This window comes from Clostridium sp. ETTB3 (genome assembly GCF_053571985.1).
Map to the genome: position 1 here is coordinate 865624 of NZ_CP199832.1, position 15976 is coordinate 881599.

Genomic DNA, 15976 nt, shown 5'->3' on the forward strand with positions numbered 1-15976 from the left:
TTATATAAATTTATTAATGTTAATCAAATAGTTTTTTGATTTCAGAAAGATGATTTATTGTTAAATTGTATCCATGCTCATAAGACGATTTAAGTTTATTAATATCCTTTTCAAAGCTATCTAAATTATATTCTGGTCTTAATATTAATACTTTTCCTTCACTTTCTAATTGTTCACAAAATTTAACAGTTTCATTATAGTGATTATGTCTATTTAAAAGGGGAGTTTTTAAATTAGGATATTTTTTATTTAATAATTTAGCAACTAATATATTTTTTTTACTTAATTCTTTTTTATATCCTTTTGGCTGAGTAAGAACTATTAAATGTTTAGTATTACCATCAGCAATTGCTTTCTTTATTGGAATTGGATCACAAAGTCCACCATCATAATATTCCTTTCCATTGATTTTTATAACTGGGAAAAGTAGCGGAATAGCACAAGTAGCTCTTAACATAGTAGCTTTATCATCTAAATCTTTACCATTTAAGTATTCAGTTTTACCAGTATGTGCATTTGTAACACCTACTAATACTTTTCCAGGATATTTTCTGTACGTATCCATATCAAATGGTATAAGATTATTTGGAATTTCATCAAAAACAAAATCAAGTCCAAATATACTTTTACATCTTAAAAAATTTCTATAGCTTAAATAACGGTTATCATTTCTATATTTAGTTACAACTTCAAGATTACGTCCTTTTTGTTTTGAAATGTAAGAAACCCCATTAGTGATACCCGCAGAAACTCCTATACAATATGGAAAAGTAATGTTATTGTCAAGTAAAGCATCCATTACTCCAGCACTAAAAATTGGTCTAAGTGTTCCACCTTCTAAAATTAAACTAGGCATAAAATGGCTCCTTTCGTAAAAGTATTATTAACTAATTATAAAACAAAATAAATTTTAATACAAATATTTACACTTGGGGGATGATATTGTTAATATATAAATAAGGAAGGTGTGAAAATGTTTTTTATAGGTGTATTTGGAATAGATAATAAAGAAAAAGAAATTAAAATTTTAAATAATTTTTGCTGTAAAAATTGTAATGAATCTAGTGAAGCAAAATTAATAAAGACTTATTCATTTTTTCATTTCTTTTTTTTACCATTATTTAAGTGGAATGAAAAATATTATGTAATTTGTAATGGGTGTAATTCTATATTTAATATAGATAAGGAAAAAGGAAAAGCAATTGAGAGAGGAGAAAAATCAGAAATTTCATATTGGGATTTAAAAGAAGTAAATAATAGTTATGAAAATTATTATATTAGAAAATGTCCAAAGTGTAATAGGGAATTAGAAAATGATTTTGAATATTGTCCATATTGTGGAGAAAAGCTTAAATAGTAATTTTTATTTAAATTATTAATATTTTATAATATTTTTAATAACTGAAGGGTATGGTTTTTATTAAAGTATATTAATTTATTTTTTACAAATAGGTTAATATACCTTGATGAAACCATTTTTTTATTATTAATGTGGGCATTAATAAATAAAATGTATTATAATAGTTTTCATAATGATAATTAAAGATATTTATAATTAATTGGAGAAAACAATGAAAAAGAAATTAATAAGAAATATTGTGATTGCAGTATTTATAGGAAGTATATTTTATGGATTTATGGGAAATAAGTCTAAAAACATAATAATAGAAGTTGATGGTATGGTTATTGAAAGAAAAACTACTGAAAAAAGAGTTGGACAAGCAATAAAGGAAGCTAACATAAACTTAAATGATAATGATAAGTTAAATTGTAAAATTGAAGATAAGATTAAAAATAATCAAAAAATAGTAATAAATAGAGTATTAACAAAATCAGAGGAAGTAATTGAGCCAATAGAATTCAATGAAGTAATTGTAAAGGACTATAAAACACCTGTAGGGGAAAGTAGAGTTGTTTCAGAAGGCGTTCAAGGACAAAATAAAAGATTTTATACAGTAACATATGAAGATGGAAATGAAGTAAATAAAGTTTTAAATGATGAAGAAGTATTAAGTGAGCCTGTTGATAGAGTAATAGCAGAAGGAACATTTGAAGCTGATAGTTTAACTGTTTGTGTAAATAAAAGTAGGCAATTACCATCTACTTATCAGCCAAGTGATTTAGTTTTACCAAATGTGAGAAGTGCTAATAGCAATAATAGATTATATATGAGAAAGGAAGCGGCAGGAGCATTAGAAGAGTTATTTAAAGCAGCAGAAAAAGAAAATTACTATTTATATGCTATATCTGGATATAGATCTTATAGTTATCAAAAGAGTATATATAATCCATATAGCGGATATTCAGCTCCACCAGGTGCTAGTGAACATCAGCTTGGATTAGCAATGGATATTACATTAGCTAAATATAATGGAACTTTATCTGTAAATTTTGGAAACACTAAAGAAGGTGCATGGATTAGAGAAAATGCCCACAAATACGGATTTATAGTCAGGTATTTACAAGGTAAAGAAGAGGTAACGGGATATAAATATGAGCCTTGGCATATTAGATATTTAGGTGTTGATTTAGCTACTGAATTATATGAAAAGGGGATTACATTAGAAGAATATTATGGAGAATATTAAAATTAATATTTATTAATTAATGTTTTATATAGAATAATTATCCTATAAATTGTTATATATTTTAATATAAAAATTTATAGGAGTGAGTTTTTGTATTGTAGAGATTGTGGACAACTTATAAGTAATACAAGTAATAAATGTACTAATTGTGGAACTAAAAGGGGGGTAGGAGAAAACTATTGTTATAAGTGTGGTTCTAGAATTAAAGATAAGAATCAAGAGTTTTGTGATTTTTGTGGAGCAAATTTAAATGAAAATAAATATATAGTTAATGAAAAGTCAAAAAGTAAATTACTTGCTATATTTTTATCGTTATTTTTAGGCACAATGGGAATTCATAGATTTTATTTAGGTTATATTAAAATTGGAATTGTTCAATTTATATTATGGGTATTAGGTTTTTTTACAGGGGGAATAACGTGGATTATTACTGAAGTATGGTCATTTATTGAATTTATTTTGATTTTTATTAATAAGATAAAGGATTCTAATGGTAATGAATTAGAATAAAAGTGAGATTGTAATATTTTGAAATAAAAGGGGTATACTAGTTTTTTGGTATAGCGTAAGGACAATAGAAATTTGTTTTTATGTAATTTTAAAATAACTTAGTATAGTCCTTTTTTATTTTTATCAATTATTATTTTATAAAAGTAAAGTTTTAAATAAGAAAGAGTTATATTTTATTAAAGTAATGTATTTCTAGGAAGTTAATTAAATTAGAATTTAAATAAGAAGTTAATAAATATTTATTACAATAATAATTTAAAAGATTGTCATCAAAAATTTTTTTCATTTGTACTCCTATATAGATAATAATATAAATTTATATAAAAAAGATTATACTATTAATTGCTAAATAGGACAAATGTCCTATTTTTATATTATAACTATATGATAGTATTGTTTCTATAATTTTAACTGGAGGAATTTAAATGTATAATATTTTAGCATTGGCAATTGGTGCACTTATTTCTGTTATGGTATCTTTAAATAGCGGATTAGAAAGTTATGTTGGAAGTACATATTCTGTGGTGATTATTCATGCAGTTGGACTTATTTCTATACTTATAGTTGCAGCAATAAAGAAGGAAAAAGTAGTTATAAAGGAAGCAATACCTTTTTATTTATTTTTAGGTGGAATTTTTGGTGTTATGCTTACATTAGTTAATGTAATAACTATAGGAAGCCTAGGAGTTGCATTAACAACAGCACTTGCAGTATTTGGGCAATTAGTTTTTTCATCACTAGTAGACAATTTTGGGTTATTTGGTTTAACTAAATATGAATTTAACCCTAAAAAGCTTATAGGATTTCTTATAGTATTTATAGGAATAGTTATTATGACAATAGCATAGGGGAGGTAAAAATATGTTAGTGATTTTATTAGCAGTATTAGGTGGAGTATTAACAACATTATCTATGGTAGTTAGTTCAAGTCTTGGAAAGAAAATTGGATTAATTCAAAGTACAATAATTCACTATATTGGTGGACTTATAGGTGGTATATTTATTTTAATAGGTATGGGAAGTGTTTCAGTACCATCTATAATTGATATGAGTAGAATGCCGCTTTATATTTTCCTTGGTGGTATTATGGGAGTTATGGTAGTTTATGCTTCTAATGTTGTAATTCCTAAAATACCAGTAGTATATAGTACATTATTAATGTTTTCAGGGCAAATGTTATGTGCAATTGTAATTGATGCAATTGTAATGGGAGACTTTTCATGGAAAAAGCTTTTAGGAGCTATAATTGTTATATTAGGAATATTTTATAATTCTAAAATTGATGAAAAAGAAGAAAATAAAGTTATAGAAGCATAATAATTAAATATAATAAAAAAAGAAATAACTTTTTAATAATATTTTTTAGTTATTTCTTTTTTTTATCTTTTTTAATTAAATTTATATAGAGATATTTTTAAATATATTTTGTGTGATAATTTGAAAAAATAACTTTTGTTTTGAAGTGAAATAATTTTGTTTAATAAAATAAAACTATTTAGTAATTATTGAAATTTTAATTGAAAAGAGATAAAATGATAATAAATGATAAAAAATAAAACTAAATGAGAGTGATAGAGAAGGTTATTTATATGTTTAAGGAAGAAAGATTAGAAAAAATATTAGAAATAATTGAAAAAAAACAAAAAGTATTAGTAAAAGATTTAAGTGAACGATTTGATGTTTCAGAAAGTATGATTCGAAAAGATTTAAAAACACTTGAAAATGAAGGGAAATTAAAAAGAACTTATGGTGGAGCAATAATTGAAAGAGCAAAGGCATTTGATGAAAATACCGTATCACGTGTTTTTGTAAATATGGAGGGAAAAAATCACATAGCTCATAAAGTTACAGAAATTATTGAAGAGGATGACGTTATTTTTTTAGATATTTCAAGTACCGCTTTATCTATTGCAGGGATATTAAAAAATACAAATAAGAATATAACAGTTATAACAAATATGAATAGAGTTGTAATGGAGTTTGATAATTCTCCTAATATTGAAACTATATTTATTGGGGGAATATATAATAAAAAGTTAGGGGGAACTATAGGAGCTTGTGCAATAGAGCAAATAAATAATTTTAATATAGACAAGGCTTTTATAGGAGCAGGTGGAGTAAATATAGAAGAAAATTTTTTAAGCAATTTTAATTATGATGAATCAATTTTAAAAGCAACTATTTTAAGAAATAGCAAGAAAAATTATATTTTAGCAGATGAAGAAAAGTTTTTTAAAGATGGAGCATATAAGTTTGGATTATTTAGTGATGTAGATTATTTAATTACGGATAGGGAGCCAAATGACGAGATAAAAGCAGCTTTAGAAAAGGAAGATGTTATAGTAATATTTTAAGAATAGGAGATTAATATGATTAAATTAATAGCAACAGATATGGATGGAACTTTATTAAATTCAAATAATGAAATTCAACATGGATTTTATGATGTATTTGAAAAAATTCAAGAAAAGGGAATAATATTTGCGGCAGCAAGTGGAAGACAATATTATAATCTTTTAGAAAGATTTAAAGGAATTGAAGATAAAATGATGTTTATTGCTGAAAATGGTACATTTGTTGTTTATGAAGGAAAGGAACTTGTAGTAAATTCTTTAGATATAAATCTTGCAAGAGAACTTATTAAGGTAGGAAGACAAATAGAAAACTCATATGTAATTCTTTGTGGAAAAAATTCTGCATATATAGAAAGTTGTGATAAAAGGTTAATTGAACAAACTAAAAAGTATTATGCAAGATATGAAATAGTTTCAGATTTAACTAAAATAGAAGATGATATATTAAAAGTTACAATTTGTGATTTTTTAGGCTCAGAAAATAACAGTAAAAAATATTATGATGATTATAGAGAAAAGGCGCAAATTGCTGTATCAGGTGAAATTTGGCTTGATATAACAGCAAAGGGAATAAATAAGGGTGTTGCAATAGAAGAAGTTCAAGAATTATTAAATATTAAGAAAGAGGAAACTATGGTTTTTGGTGATTATTTAAATGACTTAGAAATGATGAAAAGTGCATATCATAGTTATGCTATGGAAAATGCCCATGAAGATTTAAAAAGGGTAGCTAGATTTATAACAAAAAGTAATGATGAAAGTGGAGTTGTACATGCTATAAATTCTATATTAGGATAAATCATTATTTTAATAATGGGTTGTATTAAAAATTATATATGTATAAATATTTAAAAGGATGTAGTAGATTTATTAAAAAATCTTACTCCATCCTTTTTATGATATTATAGGTTCTAAAAATGAATCTATATTAAAAATTATTAAAAAATTAACGAGGGACAATTTAGGAGAGATGTGTTATATTGAAGTTGGAATCTTAATGAAAAGAAATGCTTTAAGTAGTAATAAATTAAATATAATAAAATAAATTAATAATAATTTCTATTAGAGAAAGGTATAGTATAAATAATAAAAGTATGAAAAAAATAAAAGGTTTAACACAAAAAGAAGTAGAAGAAAAAATAAAACAGGGAAAAATAAACAAGATTAAAATAAAAACAAATGAAAGCTTTTCTAAAATAATATGTAAGAATATATTTACATATTTTAACTTTATTTTTTTTATTTTAGCAGTTTTACTTATTGTAGCAAAGTCATATAGAAATTTATCATTTTTGATTGTTATTATAATTAATATTTGTATTGGAATTTTCCAACAAATCAAAGCAAAGATTACATTAGATAAATTATCATTATTAGATAAAAATGAATATATAGCAATTAGAAATGAAAAAGAAGAAAAAGTAGACTCTGATAACCTTGTTGAAGGAGATTATGTAATTTTAGAATCAGGAAATCAAATTCCAGCTGATGCAATAGTGGTTTCTGGAAGTATGTATGTAAATGAATCTTTATTAACTGGAGAACAAGATGAAATTGAAAAAAATATAAATTCTAATCTTATGTCTGGAAGTTTTGTTGTATCTGGAAAAGCTATAGTAAAGCTTACTAATGTAGGAGATGAATCTTATTCTGCTAAGATAATGAAGGATTCTAAAAAAATAAAGGAAACAAAATCTGAAATGATTTTAGCAATTAATAATATTGTTAAGACTGCAGGTGTAGTAATAATTCCAATTGGTGTTTTATTATTTTGGCAATCATATGTTGTAAATGGTAGTAGCTATAAAGATAGCGTTCATTCAGTGGTTTCAGCTTTAATAGGTATGATACCAGAAGGATTATATTTATTAACAACAGTTGTTTTAGCTTTAAGTGCAATGAAGCTTGCTAAAAGGAAGGTTCTTCTTCATGATATGAAAAGTATTGAAAGTTTAGCAAGAGTAGATGTTTTATGTGTTGATAAAACTGGAACAATTACAAACAACAAAATGAAAGTCATAGATATATTTAATGATAAAGAAAAAAGTTTTGTAAATAATACAAAAGATGCAAATATAGAAATTCTAGCTAAATATGTTAATACAATAGAAGATAGCAATATAACCATAGATGCAATAAAAAATCACTTAAATAAAATTTCTACAGAAAAATTATCTTATATACAAAAAGAAAACTTTAATTCAAAAAATAAATTTTCTTTTATTAAAATAGATGAAAATATAATATACAAATTAGGAGCTCCTGAAATTTTATTAAATAAAAAATATGAACAATCAATAAATAAAAGAGCTAAAAATGGTGAAAGAGTAATTGTTTTAGTTAAAGAAGAAAAAAATGAAATTACTCCTATTTTATTTATAAGCTTGAAAAATGAAATAAGAAAAAATACAAAAGAAATTTTTGAGTATTTTAATGATAAAAAAGTTGAAATCAGAGTTATTTCAGGAGATAATCCAGTTACGGTATCATCAATTGCAAAGCAAGTAGGAATAAAAGAATATGAAAAATATATTGATTGTAGAGAGTTGAAAAGCTATGAAGATATACAAAGGGCAGTAGAAAAATATAAAATTTTTGGTAGAGTTAGTCCTGAACAAAAAAGGCAAATAATTAAAGCTTTAAAAGAATTAGGATTAAAAGTGGCAATGACAGGTGATGGTGTAAATGATATTTTAGCAATGAAAGAAGCAGATTGTTCAATTTCAGTTGGTTCTGGGTCAGATGCAGCTAGAAAAGCCTCACAAGTTGTATTACTTGATTCTGATTTTGGTACTATGCGCAATATTGTTTATGAAGGAAGAAAAAATATTAACAATATAACAAGATCAGCTTCATTATTTACTTATAAAAATATATTTTCATTATTACTTTCTGTATACTCAATAATTTTTGTAATGCAATATCCATTACAGCCAAATCAAGTATCTTTAGGAAGTGCCTTTACAATAGGTATTCCAGGATTTTTATTAACTTTTGAAGAAAATCAAAAGAAGCAACAAAATGGAAATTTTATAAAGAGAGTGTTTATGAACTCACTTCCAGCAGCAATTACTTCATTTATAGCAATTGTATTTCTAGTTAAATTGTCAGTTTTATTTAATGTTAATAGAGAAGAAATTGCTACAGCTTGCAGTTATTTATTTTTTACTGGAGGATTTTTAATTTTATATAAAATTATTAAACCTATAAATAAATACAGAATAGGTGTTATTTCTTTATGTATTTTAGGAATTATTTTAACAATTAATATAATTCCAGGATTTTTTGCTATAAGGGAAATATCAACACGAGCAACTATACTTGTTATATTATGTGCAATAGCAGAATTCTTTGTGATTAGGTGGATTTCATTAATATTGAACAAAATTGAAAAAAACATAAAATTTAAATAATAGTTGATTGAAATCCTATGAATATAAAAAGGATGTAGTAAAATTTATGAAAAATAAATTTATTACATCCTTTTTATAATATTATAGGTTATCTACAATTTAAATTACCAGACTTTACATTATCTTGAACATTCATTAGCGCTTCACCAAAGCGTTGATAATGAACAACTTCCCTTTCTCTTAAAAATCCTAATATTTTTCTTATTTCATAGTCATCTGTTAAATTTAGTAACCATTCATAAGTTGCTCTAGCTTTTTGTTCAGCTGCCATATTTTCATGTAAATCAGCAATTACATCACCTTTTGCTTGAATATAAGTTGCAGTCCAAGGATTGCCTGTTGCATCTGTATAGAAAAGAGCCTTTCCATGATCGGCATAGTGACCATCTAAACCAGCAGCTTTAATATCAGCTATTGACGCGTTATCCATTAGTTGATATACCATGGTTCCTAGTATTTCTACATGAGCCATTTCTTCAGTTCCTATGTCAGTTAATAGACCTTTTGCTTTGTTTGTTGGCATTGAATATCTTTGATTTAAATATCTAAGAGCAGCACTTAATTCACCATCAGGACCACCATATTGGCTTATTAAAAGCTTTGCCATTTTTAAATCAGAAGATTTCAAATTAACAGGATACTCTAATGTTTTAACATAATACCACATAAACTATTCCTCCCTATTATTTTCTTTTTCCCAAGGCCAAGCGCCATCAATCCATTTATCAGGATTTTGAATATAAGATGAGCCAAAGTTAGTTAAAGGACCATAGTTTTGTTCATAATCCCAAACTAATTTGCTTAATTTAGAAGAAATTAGTTTATAATCATCAATTGCATCTTTGCAATTTGGAAAATTATCTAAATATAAATTTAAATCTACAGCAAAAAATTGTAATTTTCTAATTGCATTTAAATGTTCATTCTTAGTCATATTTTTCCTCCTTAGAATACTTAATTGCGCAATAAGGAGTATATAAATCCTTAAATATTGTTCCTGCATAAAAAGCAGAATTCATATCAAATAAATTTTGATATGGTTGTAAAACAATGCATGATTTAGCATAAGTTTTAGGAGCAAAAACCTTATATGATTCATAACAGTTCTTTTTTGTATCAGAACAAGCAATATTGCAAGAAACATCAGAAGTATCATCTATACAATCATTGCAGTTTATACATTTATCCATTCTTTCATAGTACATAAAAGTATATCCTTTCGTAAATTTATCTACAATACACTTTATGTATAAAATTAAATAATGTGATAAAAGAATGTCGAATTAAATAATTTTACTTTCTTTATGCCCACAACAATCACATTTGAAATAAATTTTTCCATGAACATGATTATCATATCCATATTTAAATTCATGCATAACTTCTCCACAAATAGGACAATTAAGAGTTAGTTCTTTAGTTTTAATTTTTTTGTTCATAAATAGTCTCCTTTTAATTAAATTTTTAAAGTAATTATTATATAGTATATTTAAAATTTCAAGTATGAAGAAAAATAAATATATAAATAATTAAATAACAATAAACGACTTTATTTGCAAAAGAGTGAAAAAAGTGTAAAATATAAGTTAAAAAATAAATTAAATAAGGACTGAGATATGAAGATGCAAATAACATTAAATATTTTTGAAACTATGGCATTAGTAACAGCAATATATTATTTAGGAAAGTTTTTAAGAACAAAAGTAAATTTTTTATCAAAGTATTGTATACCAGCCCCTGTTGTTGGAGGGCTTGTTTTTGCAATAATTACATTAATATTAAAATTAACTAATTTAGCAACCATAACTTTAGACACAACATTACAAAATTTATTTATGACAATGTTTTTTGCTAGTGTTGGATTTACAGCTAGTTTTAAGATTTTAAAAAATGGTGGAATTAAGGTTATAATGTTCTTAGGGTTAGCGATACTTCTAATAGTTTTTCAAGATATAGTAGGAGCTAGTCTTGCAAAGTTATTTGATTTAAATCCACTTTTAGGATTGTGTACAGGGTCAATATCAATGATTGGAGGACATGGAACAGCAGGTTCATTTGGGCCATTACTAGAAGATATGGGTATAAGTGGAGCTACAACTGTTTCTTTTGCAGCAGCTACATTTGGATTAGTTATGGGAAGTTTTATTGGAGGATTTGTAGCAAAAACCTTAATAGATAATAAAAAATTAAAAACTCCTAAGGAATCAAATGATAATTCTATTCCATTAAGTGATTTTCATGAAGATAATCAAGTTGTTCTTTGTCAAAATAGATTGATGAAGGGGTCAAGTTTTCTTTTTTTTATCAATGGGAATAGGGTCAATAATTTCAGGATTAATTCAAGGAACAGGATTAACTTTTCCATCTTATATAGGAGCAATGATTGCAGCTGCAATTATAAGAAATTTTTGTGATATAAGAAAAATTGAAATAAAAGAAAAGGAAATTGAAGTAATAGGTAACATAAGTTTAGGATATTTCTTATGTATAGCATTAATGGGATTAAAATTATGGGAATTATTTGATTTAGCATTGCCATTAATAGTAATGCTTTTAGCGCAATCTATACTTATGGCTATATTTGCATATTTTATTATTTTTAGTTTTATGGGAAAAGATTATGATGCTGCAGTATTTGCATCAGCAAGCTGTGGGTTTGGAATGGGAGCAACTCCTAATGCAGTAGCTAATATGGATGCTCTTAGTAATAAATATGGTTTTGCACCAACTCCTTATTTGGTAGTGCCTATAGTAGGAGCTTTATTTGTAGACTTTGTTAATTCAGCAGTGATAACTTTATTTGTAAACATACTTACTTAATGATAAATTAAAATAGGAAATAATTAAAACTTATAAAAAAATATTTATATAAAAGGAGATAAGAGTTATGAAAGCATATGAAAGATTAATTAAATACGCAAAAGTATATACAACATCTGATCCAACATCAGAAACAGTACCATCAACTAAAAGACAATTTGATTTAGCACATATTTTAGTTGACGAAATGAAAGAAATAGGAATTCAAGATGTTAGAGTAGATGAAAATTGTTATGTTTATGGAGTTATTCCAGCAACTAAAGGATATGAAGATAAATATAGCATTGGATTTATTGCGCATATGGATACTGCACCTGCAGCACCAGGAGAAAATGTTAATCCTCAATTAGTTGAAAATTATGATGGGAAGGATATAACACTTTTAAATGGAACTATTTTATCTGTAGAAAAATTCCCACATTTAAAAAATTTAAAGGGAAGAACATTAATTACTACAGATGGAACAACTCTTTTAGGAGCTGATGATAAAGCAGGTATAGCTGAAATATTAACAGCTTGTGAAAGAATAATAAATGAAAATATACCTCATGGAAAGATATGCATAGGATTTACTCCTGATGAGGAAATTGGAAGAGGGGCCAATAAGTTTGATGTTAAAAACTTTGGAGCACAATTTGCTTATACAATGGATGGAGGAGTTGAAGGTGAAATTTCTTATGAAAATTTCAATGCATCTGCTGCAACTGTTGAAATAAATGGAGTATCTGTTCATCCAGGTTCAGCTAAAAATACTATGATAAATGCTACAAATGTAGGAATTGAATTTGATAAAATGCTACCTCAAGGTGAGAAGCCAGAACATACAGAGGGATATGAAGGATTTTATTATTTAGAAAGTTTTAAGGGAAATACTGATCATGCTGTATTAGGATATATATTAAGAGATCATGATGAAAATAAGCTTGAATCTAAGAAAGCAACTTTAAAATTAATTGAAAAATTATTAAATGAAAAGTATGGAGAAGGAACAGTAAAATTAACTATTACAGACCAATATAAAAATATGGCGGAACATGTTAAACCTTGTATACATTTAATTGATAATGCAATAGATTCAATGAAAAGCTTAAATGTTATTCCTGTAATTGAGCCAATAAGAGGAGGAACTGATGGAGCAACACTTAGTTATATGGGATTACCTTGCCCTAACTTAGGAACTGGTGGATTTGCATTTCATGGTGAATATGAACATATTACTGTTGAAGGCATGGAAATTGCAACCAATATAATAATTGAAATATTAAAAAGATATGCAATGTAACTTTATGCAATTATAACTGTTTTTTAAGTAGAGTAATTTTTAGTTTTGCTCTACTTATTTTTATATTAAGTTATAGATATATTAAATATAGTTAATAAGTAAATTAAGGAAAAATAAGAACGTGCTTTCACATAATATAAAAATATAGTAAAATTAATAATAGAACATAGTATATTTTTGCAAAGGATGAAGGGATAGTTAAATGAGTGGAAAAGAGCATATGATAGTAGGAACTACAGCTACAGCAACTATGGGAATTGGATTTTTAGTTACTAAAACTTTTGATAGTTTTATTTATTTAATTCCATTAATTATTGGGGGATTTATAGGTTCGTATATGCCGGATATTGATTCTCATAATTCAAAGGCTAGACAAGTCTTTAATAAGATATTAACATTTTTAATAATAGCAATAGTTATTGGTTATGTTTTAGGCGTTGCGCTAAATGTAACAGATATTATTAGGTTTTTAGAAAATAATTTTAAAAATTATTTTGCTGCTATTATATTTTGTGTTTTAACTATATTAGGTAAGTTATCACCACATAGAATGTTTACTCATAAATGGCTTGGGACACTTGCTTTTTGTAGTTGTGTATATTTTATAGGTGATACTTATTTAGCATTAGGATTTTCAATGGGATATATATTACATATAGTATGTGATAGGTTTTCACCTAGAGGCAAAAACTTAAGATTTTTTGAATTTAAGCTTCCGTGTAAAAATTCAAAAAATAAAACAACAATAGCATGGTAATTTTTTTGATGAACAATAATGAGGTGAAATAATGATTAACTATGATTATAGAGAATTAACTGGTGAAGTTATTACAAGAGAAGATTTTGAATATGAAGAGGAAAGAAAAGCTTGGAATAGGGCTATAGAAAAGTATCCATTAGTCATTGTATATTGTGAATGTGAAGAAGATATTAGAAATGCAATTATATTTGCAAAAACAAATTCACTTTCAGTAAGAATAAGAAGTGGACGTCATCATTATGAAGGATATTCTACAGGAAATGATATAGTAGTAATTGATGTAAGCAAGATGAACAAGATATATATTGATGAGGAAAATTCAAAAATAAAGATTCAAGGTGGAGTTAAAAATAGAGAATTATATGAAGTTACAGGAAAAAGAAGATATCCATTTCCAGGTGGAGGATGCCCAACAGTAGGTGTAGTTGGATTTACATTAGGAGGCGGATGGGGATATTCATCTAGGTTATTAGGTCTTGGTTGTGATAGACTTGTTGAAGTTGAGCTAATAAACTGTAATGGAGAACTTGTAATTTGTAATAAGGAGGAAAATGAAGATTTATTTTGGGCGCTAAGAGGTTGTGGCGGTGGAAATTTTGGTATAGTTACTTCTATGACATTTAATTTGCCATCTAAAGTAGAAAATGTTACATTAGTAAATATTGATTTTACTAATATAGATATTGAAGAAAATATTGATTTAATAGAAAAGTGGCAAGAATTATATAAAACATTAGATAAAAGAGCTAATTTTAAGTTAGTATCTTATAACTGTTTAGAAAGAGGAAGAGGAGCTAAAATAGTAGGGCTAATTTATGGAGATAAAAAATTAGCTAATGATATATTAAGACCCATAAAGGATATTGTATCAGAGGGGATTTATAAATTAGAATATATAAGTATATTAGAAGCAAATAGAATAATACAAGATAGTCATCCAGAATTCGAAAAATATAAAAGCGCTGGTAGATTTGTTTATAAAGATTATAATAGGGAAGAAATTGCAGAATTATTAGAAATAATTGAAGAAAGAGCAGAAGGCTCAAAATACGCAGCAATTACACTTTATGGTTTAGGAGGAGTAATAAAAGAAGTTAAAAATGATAATACTGCATTTTATCATAGAAATGCTAATTTTATATTAGGTTTCCAATCAGTTTGGGAAGATGCCAGATTTACTTTAGTTAATAGAAGATGGTTAGTAGAAAAATTAAAATACATAAAAACAATAACAGAAGGAGCTTTTATTAATTTTCCTTGCTTTGAAATAAATGATAAATCACAAACTTATGAACAAGAATATTATGGTGGAAATACAAATGTTCTTAAATTAATAAAGGAAAAATATGATAAAGATGATTTCTTTAATTTTGAACAAGACATTAGAATAGAAAGAAAATTATTTTATGATTTTCTTGTAGAATAACATTTAAAATAAATATATTTGAAAAATAAATCAGTAGAATTAATAGTGAGCTGCACCCTGTCAAGTAGACAGGGTGCGGTTTACAGAAAAATTCTGCTGATTTTGTTATTTATAGGATTATTGATAATGTTTATATAATTTTTTAATATTTTTATATTAGAAAAATGATATAATATAATTTAAATGATTAAAAGACACAAAGGAAAAAGTGTTTAGTTTGAATTAAGGAATGATAAAGATGTCGATAATAGATTATAGAACGTTGGATTTTAAGGCAGCAAGCGAAGTTTTGGAGGGTAAAAATATAGTATTTACAGGAAGAGGGTTTTTAGTAAGAAGTGAACTTATGAGGCTTGCAAGACAAGCTGGAGCTAATGTGGAAAGTGTAGTAACTAAAAAATGTGATATTTTAATTGTTGGTGAAAAGCCAGGTAGCAAATTAAGAAAAGCTAAAATTTTAGGGTGTGAAATAATTACAACAAATGATTTTAAAGAAATATTAGAATGTAAGAGAAAAAATAAAGAGAATTTTATAGATGAAGATATATTAAATATAAATGTAAGTAAAAATAGTAGTGAATCAATAAATATTTTTAAAAAAAATATAGTATTACTTATACATAATGATGTAATTAAGGAAAGAGTAATTAGAAAGATAAAACTTAATGGTGGAAATATTTTAAATAACATTGAAGAAGAAAGTGTTGATTTAATAGTATATCAACCACATTCTAAAATTAATGAAATTTTAGAAAAAGCTAAAAAAGAAAACATAAAAGTAATGAGTTTAGGAATTTTTAATAAAATGATTATGAGTTAAATA

The 15976-nt window shown here is 25.7% G+C and carries 17 protein-coding genes and 1 pseudogene; 13 read left to right on the plus strand and 5 right to left on the minus strand.

Translation table 11 applies throughout. From position 1 onward, the window contains the following. Positions 1-19 precede the first annotated feature (19 nt). Entirely contained in the window at positions 20-856 is an 837-nt protein-coding gene (locus ACUN06_RS04265) for a patatin-like phospholipase family protein (protein WP_291733566.1), read from the minus strand. Positions 857-973: 117 nt separating this feature from the next. Between ACUN06_RS04265 and ACUN06_RS04270 the strand changes: the two genes are divergently transcribed. The 8 genes from ACUN06_RS04270 (at position 974) to ACUN06_RS04305 (ending at position 8865) form a co-directional block, all read left to right on the plus strand. Next, positions 974-1357: a zinc-ribbon domain-containing protein gene (locus ACUN06_RS04270; RefSeq protein WP_291733569.1), complete on the plus strand. Its 384-nt coding sequence runs from the start codon at positions 974-976 to the stop codon at positions 1355-1357. Positions 1358-1571: 214 nt separating this feature from the next. Then, a complete protein-coding gene (locus ACUN06_RS04275; RefSeq protein WP_291733572.1) occupies positions 1572-2588 on the plus strand; it encodes a D-alanyl-D-alanine carboxypeptidase family protein in 1017 nt (338 codons plus the stop codon). Positions 2589-2678: 90 nt separating this feature from the next. After that, on the plus strand, positions 2679-3098 hold the full coding sequence (locus ACUN06_RS04280) for a TM2 domain-containing protein (protein ID WP_291733574.1): 420 nt from the start codon (positions 2679-2681) through the stop codon (positions 3096-3098). Positions 3099-3523: 425 nt separating this feature from the next. Next, positions 3524-3946, plus strand: coding sequence for a DMT family transporter (locus ACUN06_RS04285; protein ID WP_291733576.1), 423 nt, complete (start codon positions 3524-3526; stop codon positions 3944-3946). 13 nt (positions 3947-3959) lie between these two features. After that, the gene (locus tag ACUN06_RS04290; RefSeq protein ID WP_294124725.1) at positions 3960-4415 is read left to right on the plus strand and encodes a DMT family transporter; all 456 of its coding nucleotides are present in this window, start codon (positions 3960-3962) and stop codon (positions 4413-4415) included. A 272-nt stretch (positions 4416-4687) separates the two neighbouring features. After that, positions 4688-5452: a DeoR/GlpR family DNA-binding transcription regulator gene (locus ACUN06_RS04295; protein WP_294398906.1), complete on the plus strand. Its 765-nt coding sequence runs from the start codon at positions 4688-4690 to the stop codon at positions 5450-5452. 15 nt (positions 5453-5467) lie between these two features. Beyond that, complete coding sequence (locus ACUN06_RS04300; RefSeq protein WP_291735515.1) at positions 5468-6250, plus strand: HAD family hydrolase; 783 nt, start codon at positions 5468-5470, stop codon at positions 6248-6250. Between the two features lie 296 nt (positions 6251-6546). Then, complete coding sequence (locus ACUN06_RS04305; protein WP_449390134.1) at positions 6547-8865, plus strand: HAD-IC family P-type ATPase; 2319 nt, start codon at positions 6547-6549, stop codon at positions 8863-8865. An 88-nt stretch (positions 8866-8953) separates the two neighbouring features. Here ACUN06_RS04305 and ACUN06_RS04310 read toward each other — a convergent pair whose 3' ends face one another. From ACUN06_RS04310 to ACUN06_RS04325, 4 genes are all read right to left on the minus strand, one after another. Further along, the gene (locus tag ACUN06_RS04310; RefSeq protein WP_449390135.1) at positions 8954-9532 is read right to left on the minus strand and encodes a manganese catalase family protein; all 579 of its coding nucleotides are present in this window, start codon (positions 9530-9532) and stop codon (positions 8954-8956) included. Between the two features lie 3 nt (positions 9533-9535). Beyond that, positions 9536-9799, minus strand: a complete 264-nt coding sequence (locus ACUN06_RS04315) for a spore coat protein CotJB (RefSeq protein ID WP_291735511.1) — start codon at positions 9797-9799, stop codon at positions 9536-9538. Beyond that, on the minus strand, positions 9792-10070 hold the full coding sequence (locus ACUN06_RS04320) for a spore coat associated protein CotJA (protein WP_449390136.1): 279 nt from the start codon (positions 10068-10070) through the stop codon (positions 9792-9794). The genes ACUN06_RS04315 and ACUN06_RS04320 overlap by 8 nt, the downstream gene beginning before the upstream one ends. A 78-nt stretch (positions 10071-10148) precedes the next feature. Continuing rightward, entirely contained in the window at positions 10149-10304 is a 156-nt protein-coding gene (locus tag ACUN06_RS04325) for a hypothetical protein (RefSeq protein WP_291735506.1), read from the minus strand. A gap of 183 nt (positions 10305-10487) precedes the next feature. Between ACUN06_RS04325 and gltS the strand changes: the two are divergent. From gltS to ACUN06_RS04350, 5 genes and pseudogenes are all read left to right on the plus strand, one after another. Beyond that, a pseudogene (gene gltS / locus ACUN06_RS04330) lies at positions 10488-11685 on the plus strand (sodium/glutamate symporter). Between the two features lie 67 nt (positions 11686-11752). After that, entirely contained in the window at positions 11753-12967 is a 1215-nt protein-coding gene (pepT, locus tag ACUN06_RS04335; RefSeq protein WP_449390137.1) for a peptidase T, read from the plus strand. A gap of 202 nt (positions 12968-13169) precedes the next feature. Beyond that, a complete protein-coding gene (locus ACUN06_RS04340) occupies positions 13170-13724 on the plus strand; it encodes a metal-dependent hydrolase (RefSeq protein WP_291733682.1) in 555 nt (184 codons plus the stop codon). Positions 13725-13755: 31 nt separating this feature from the next. Further along, on the plus strand, positions 13756-15153 hold the full coding sequence (locus ACUN06_RS04345; RefSeq protein WP_449390138.1) for an FAD-binding protein: 1398 nt from the start codon (positions 13756-13758) through the stop codon (positions 15151-15153). Between the two features lie 238 nt (positions 15154-15391). Continuing rightward, positions 15392-15973: a BRCT domain-containing protein gene (locus ACUN06_RS04350; protein WP_449390139.1), complete on the plus strand. Its 582-nt coding sequence runs from the start codon at positions 15392-15394 to the stop codon at positions 15971-15973. Positions 15974-15976: the final 3 nt, after the last annotated feature.

Coding starts and splice junctions, on each gene's coding strand:
- ACUN06_RS04320 (WP_449390136.1), bottom strand. CDS start 10,070: ATGTACTATGAAAGAATGGATAAATGTATAAACTGCAATGATTGTATA.
- ACUN06_RS04275 (WP_291733572.1), top strand. CDS start 1,572: ATGAAAAAGAAATTAATAAGAAATATTGTGATTGCAGTATTTATAGGA.
- pepT (WP_449390137.1), top strand. CDS start 11,753: ATGAAAGCATATGAAAGATTAATTAAATACGCAAAAGTATATACAACA.
- ACUN06_RS04315 (WP_291735511.1), bottom strand. CDS start 9,799: ATGACTAAGAATGAACATTTAAATGCAATTAGAAAATTACAATTTTTT.
- ACUN06_RS04310 (WP_449390135.1), bottom strand. CDS start 9,532: ATGTGGTATTATGTTAAAACATTAGAGTATCCTGTTAATTTGAAATCT.
- ACUN06_RS04305 (WP_449390134.1), top strand. CDS start 6,547: ATGAAAAAAATAAAAGGTTTAACACAAAAAGAAGTAGAAGAAAAAATA.
- ACUN06_RS04290 (WP_294124725.1), top strand. CDS start 3,960: ATGTTAGTGATTTTATTAGCAGTATTAGGTGGAGTATTAACAACATTA.
- ACUN06_RS04295 (WP_294398906.1), top strand. CDS start 4,688: ATGTTTAAGGAAGAAAGATTAGAAAAAATATTAGAAATAATTGAAAAA.
- ACUN06_RS04270 (WP_291733569.1), top strand. CDS start 974: ATGTTTTTTATAGGTGTATTTGGAATAGATAATAAAGAAAAAGAAATT.
- ACUN06_RS04325 (WP_291735506.1), bottom strand. CDS start 10,304: ATGAACAAAAAAATTAAAACTAAAGAACTAACTCTTAATTGTCCTATT.
- ACUN06_RS04285 (WP_291733576.1), top strand. CDS start 3,524: ATGTATAATATTTTAGCATTGGCAATTGGTGCACTTATTTCTGTTATG.
- ACUN06_RS04300 (WP_291735515.1), top strand. CDS start 5,468: ATGATTAAATTAATAGCAACAGATATGGATGGAACTTTATTAAATTCA.
- ACUN06_RS04350 (WP_449390139.1), top strand. CDS start 15,392: ATGTCGATAATAGATTATAGAACGTTGGATTTTAAGGCAGCAAGCGAA.
- ACUN06_RS04265 (WP_291733566.1), bottom strand. CDS start 856: ATGCCTAGTTTAATTTTAGAAGGTGGAACACTTAGACCAATTTTTAGT.
- ACUN06_RS04340 (WP_291733682.1), top strand. CDS start 13,170: ATGAGTGGAAAAGAGCATATGATAGTAGGAACTACAGCTACAGCAACT.
- ACUN06_RS04345 (WP_449390138.1), top strand. CDS start 13,756: ATGATTAACTATGATTATAGAGAATTAACTGGTGAAGTTATTACAAGA.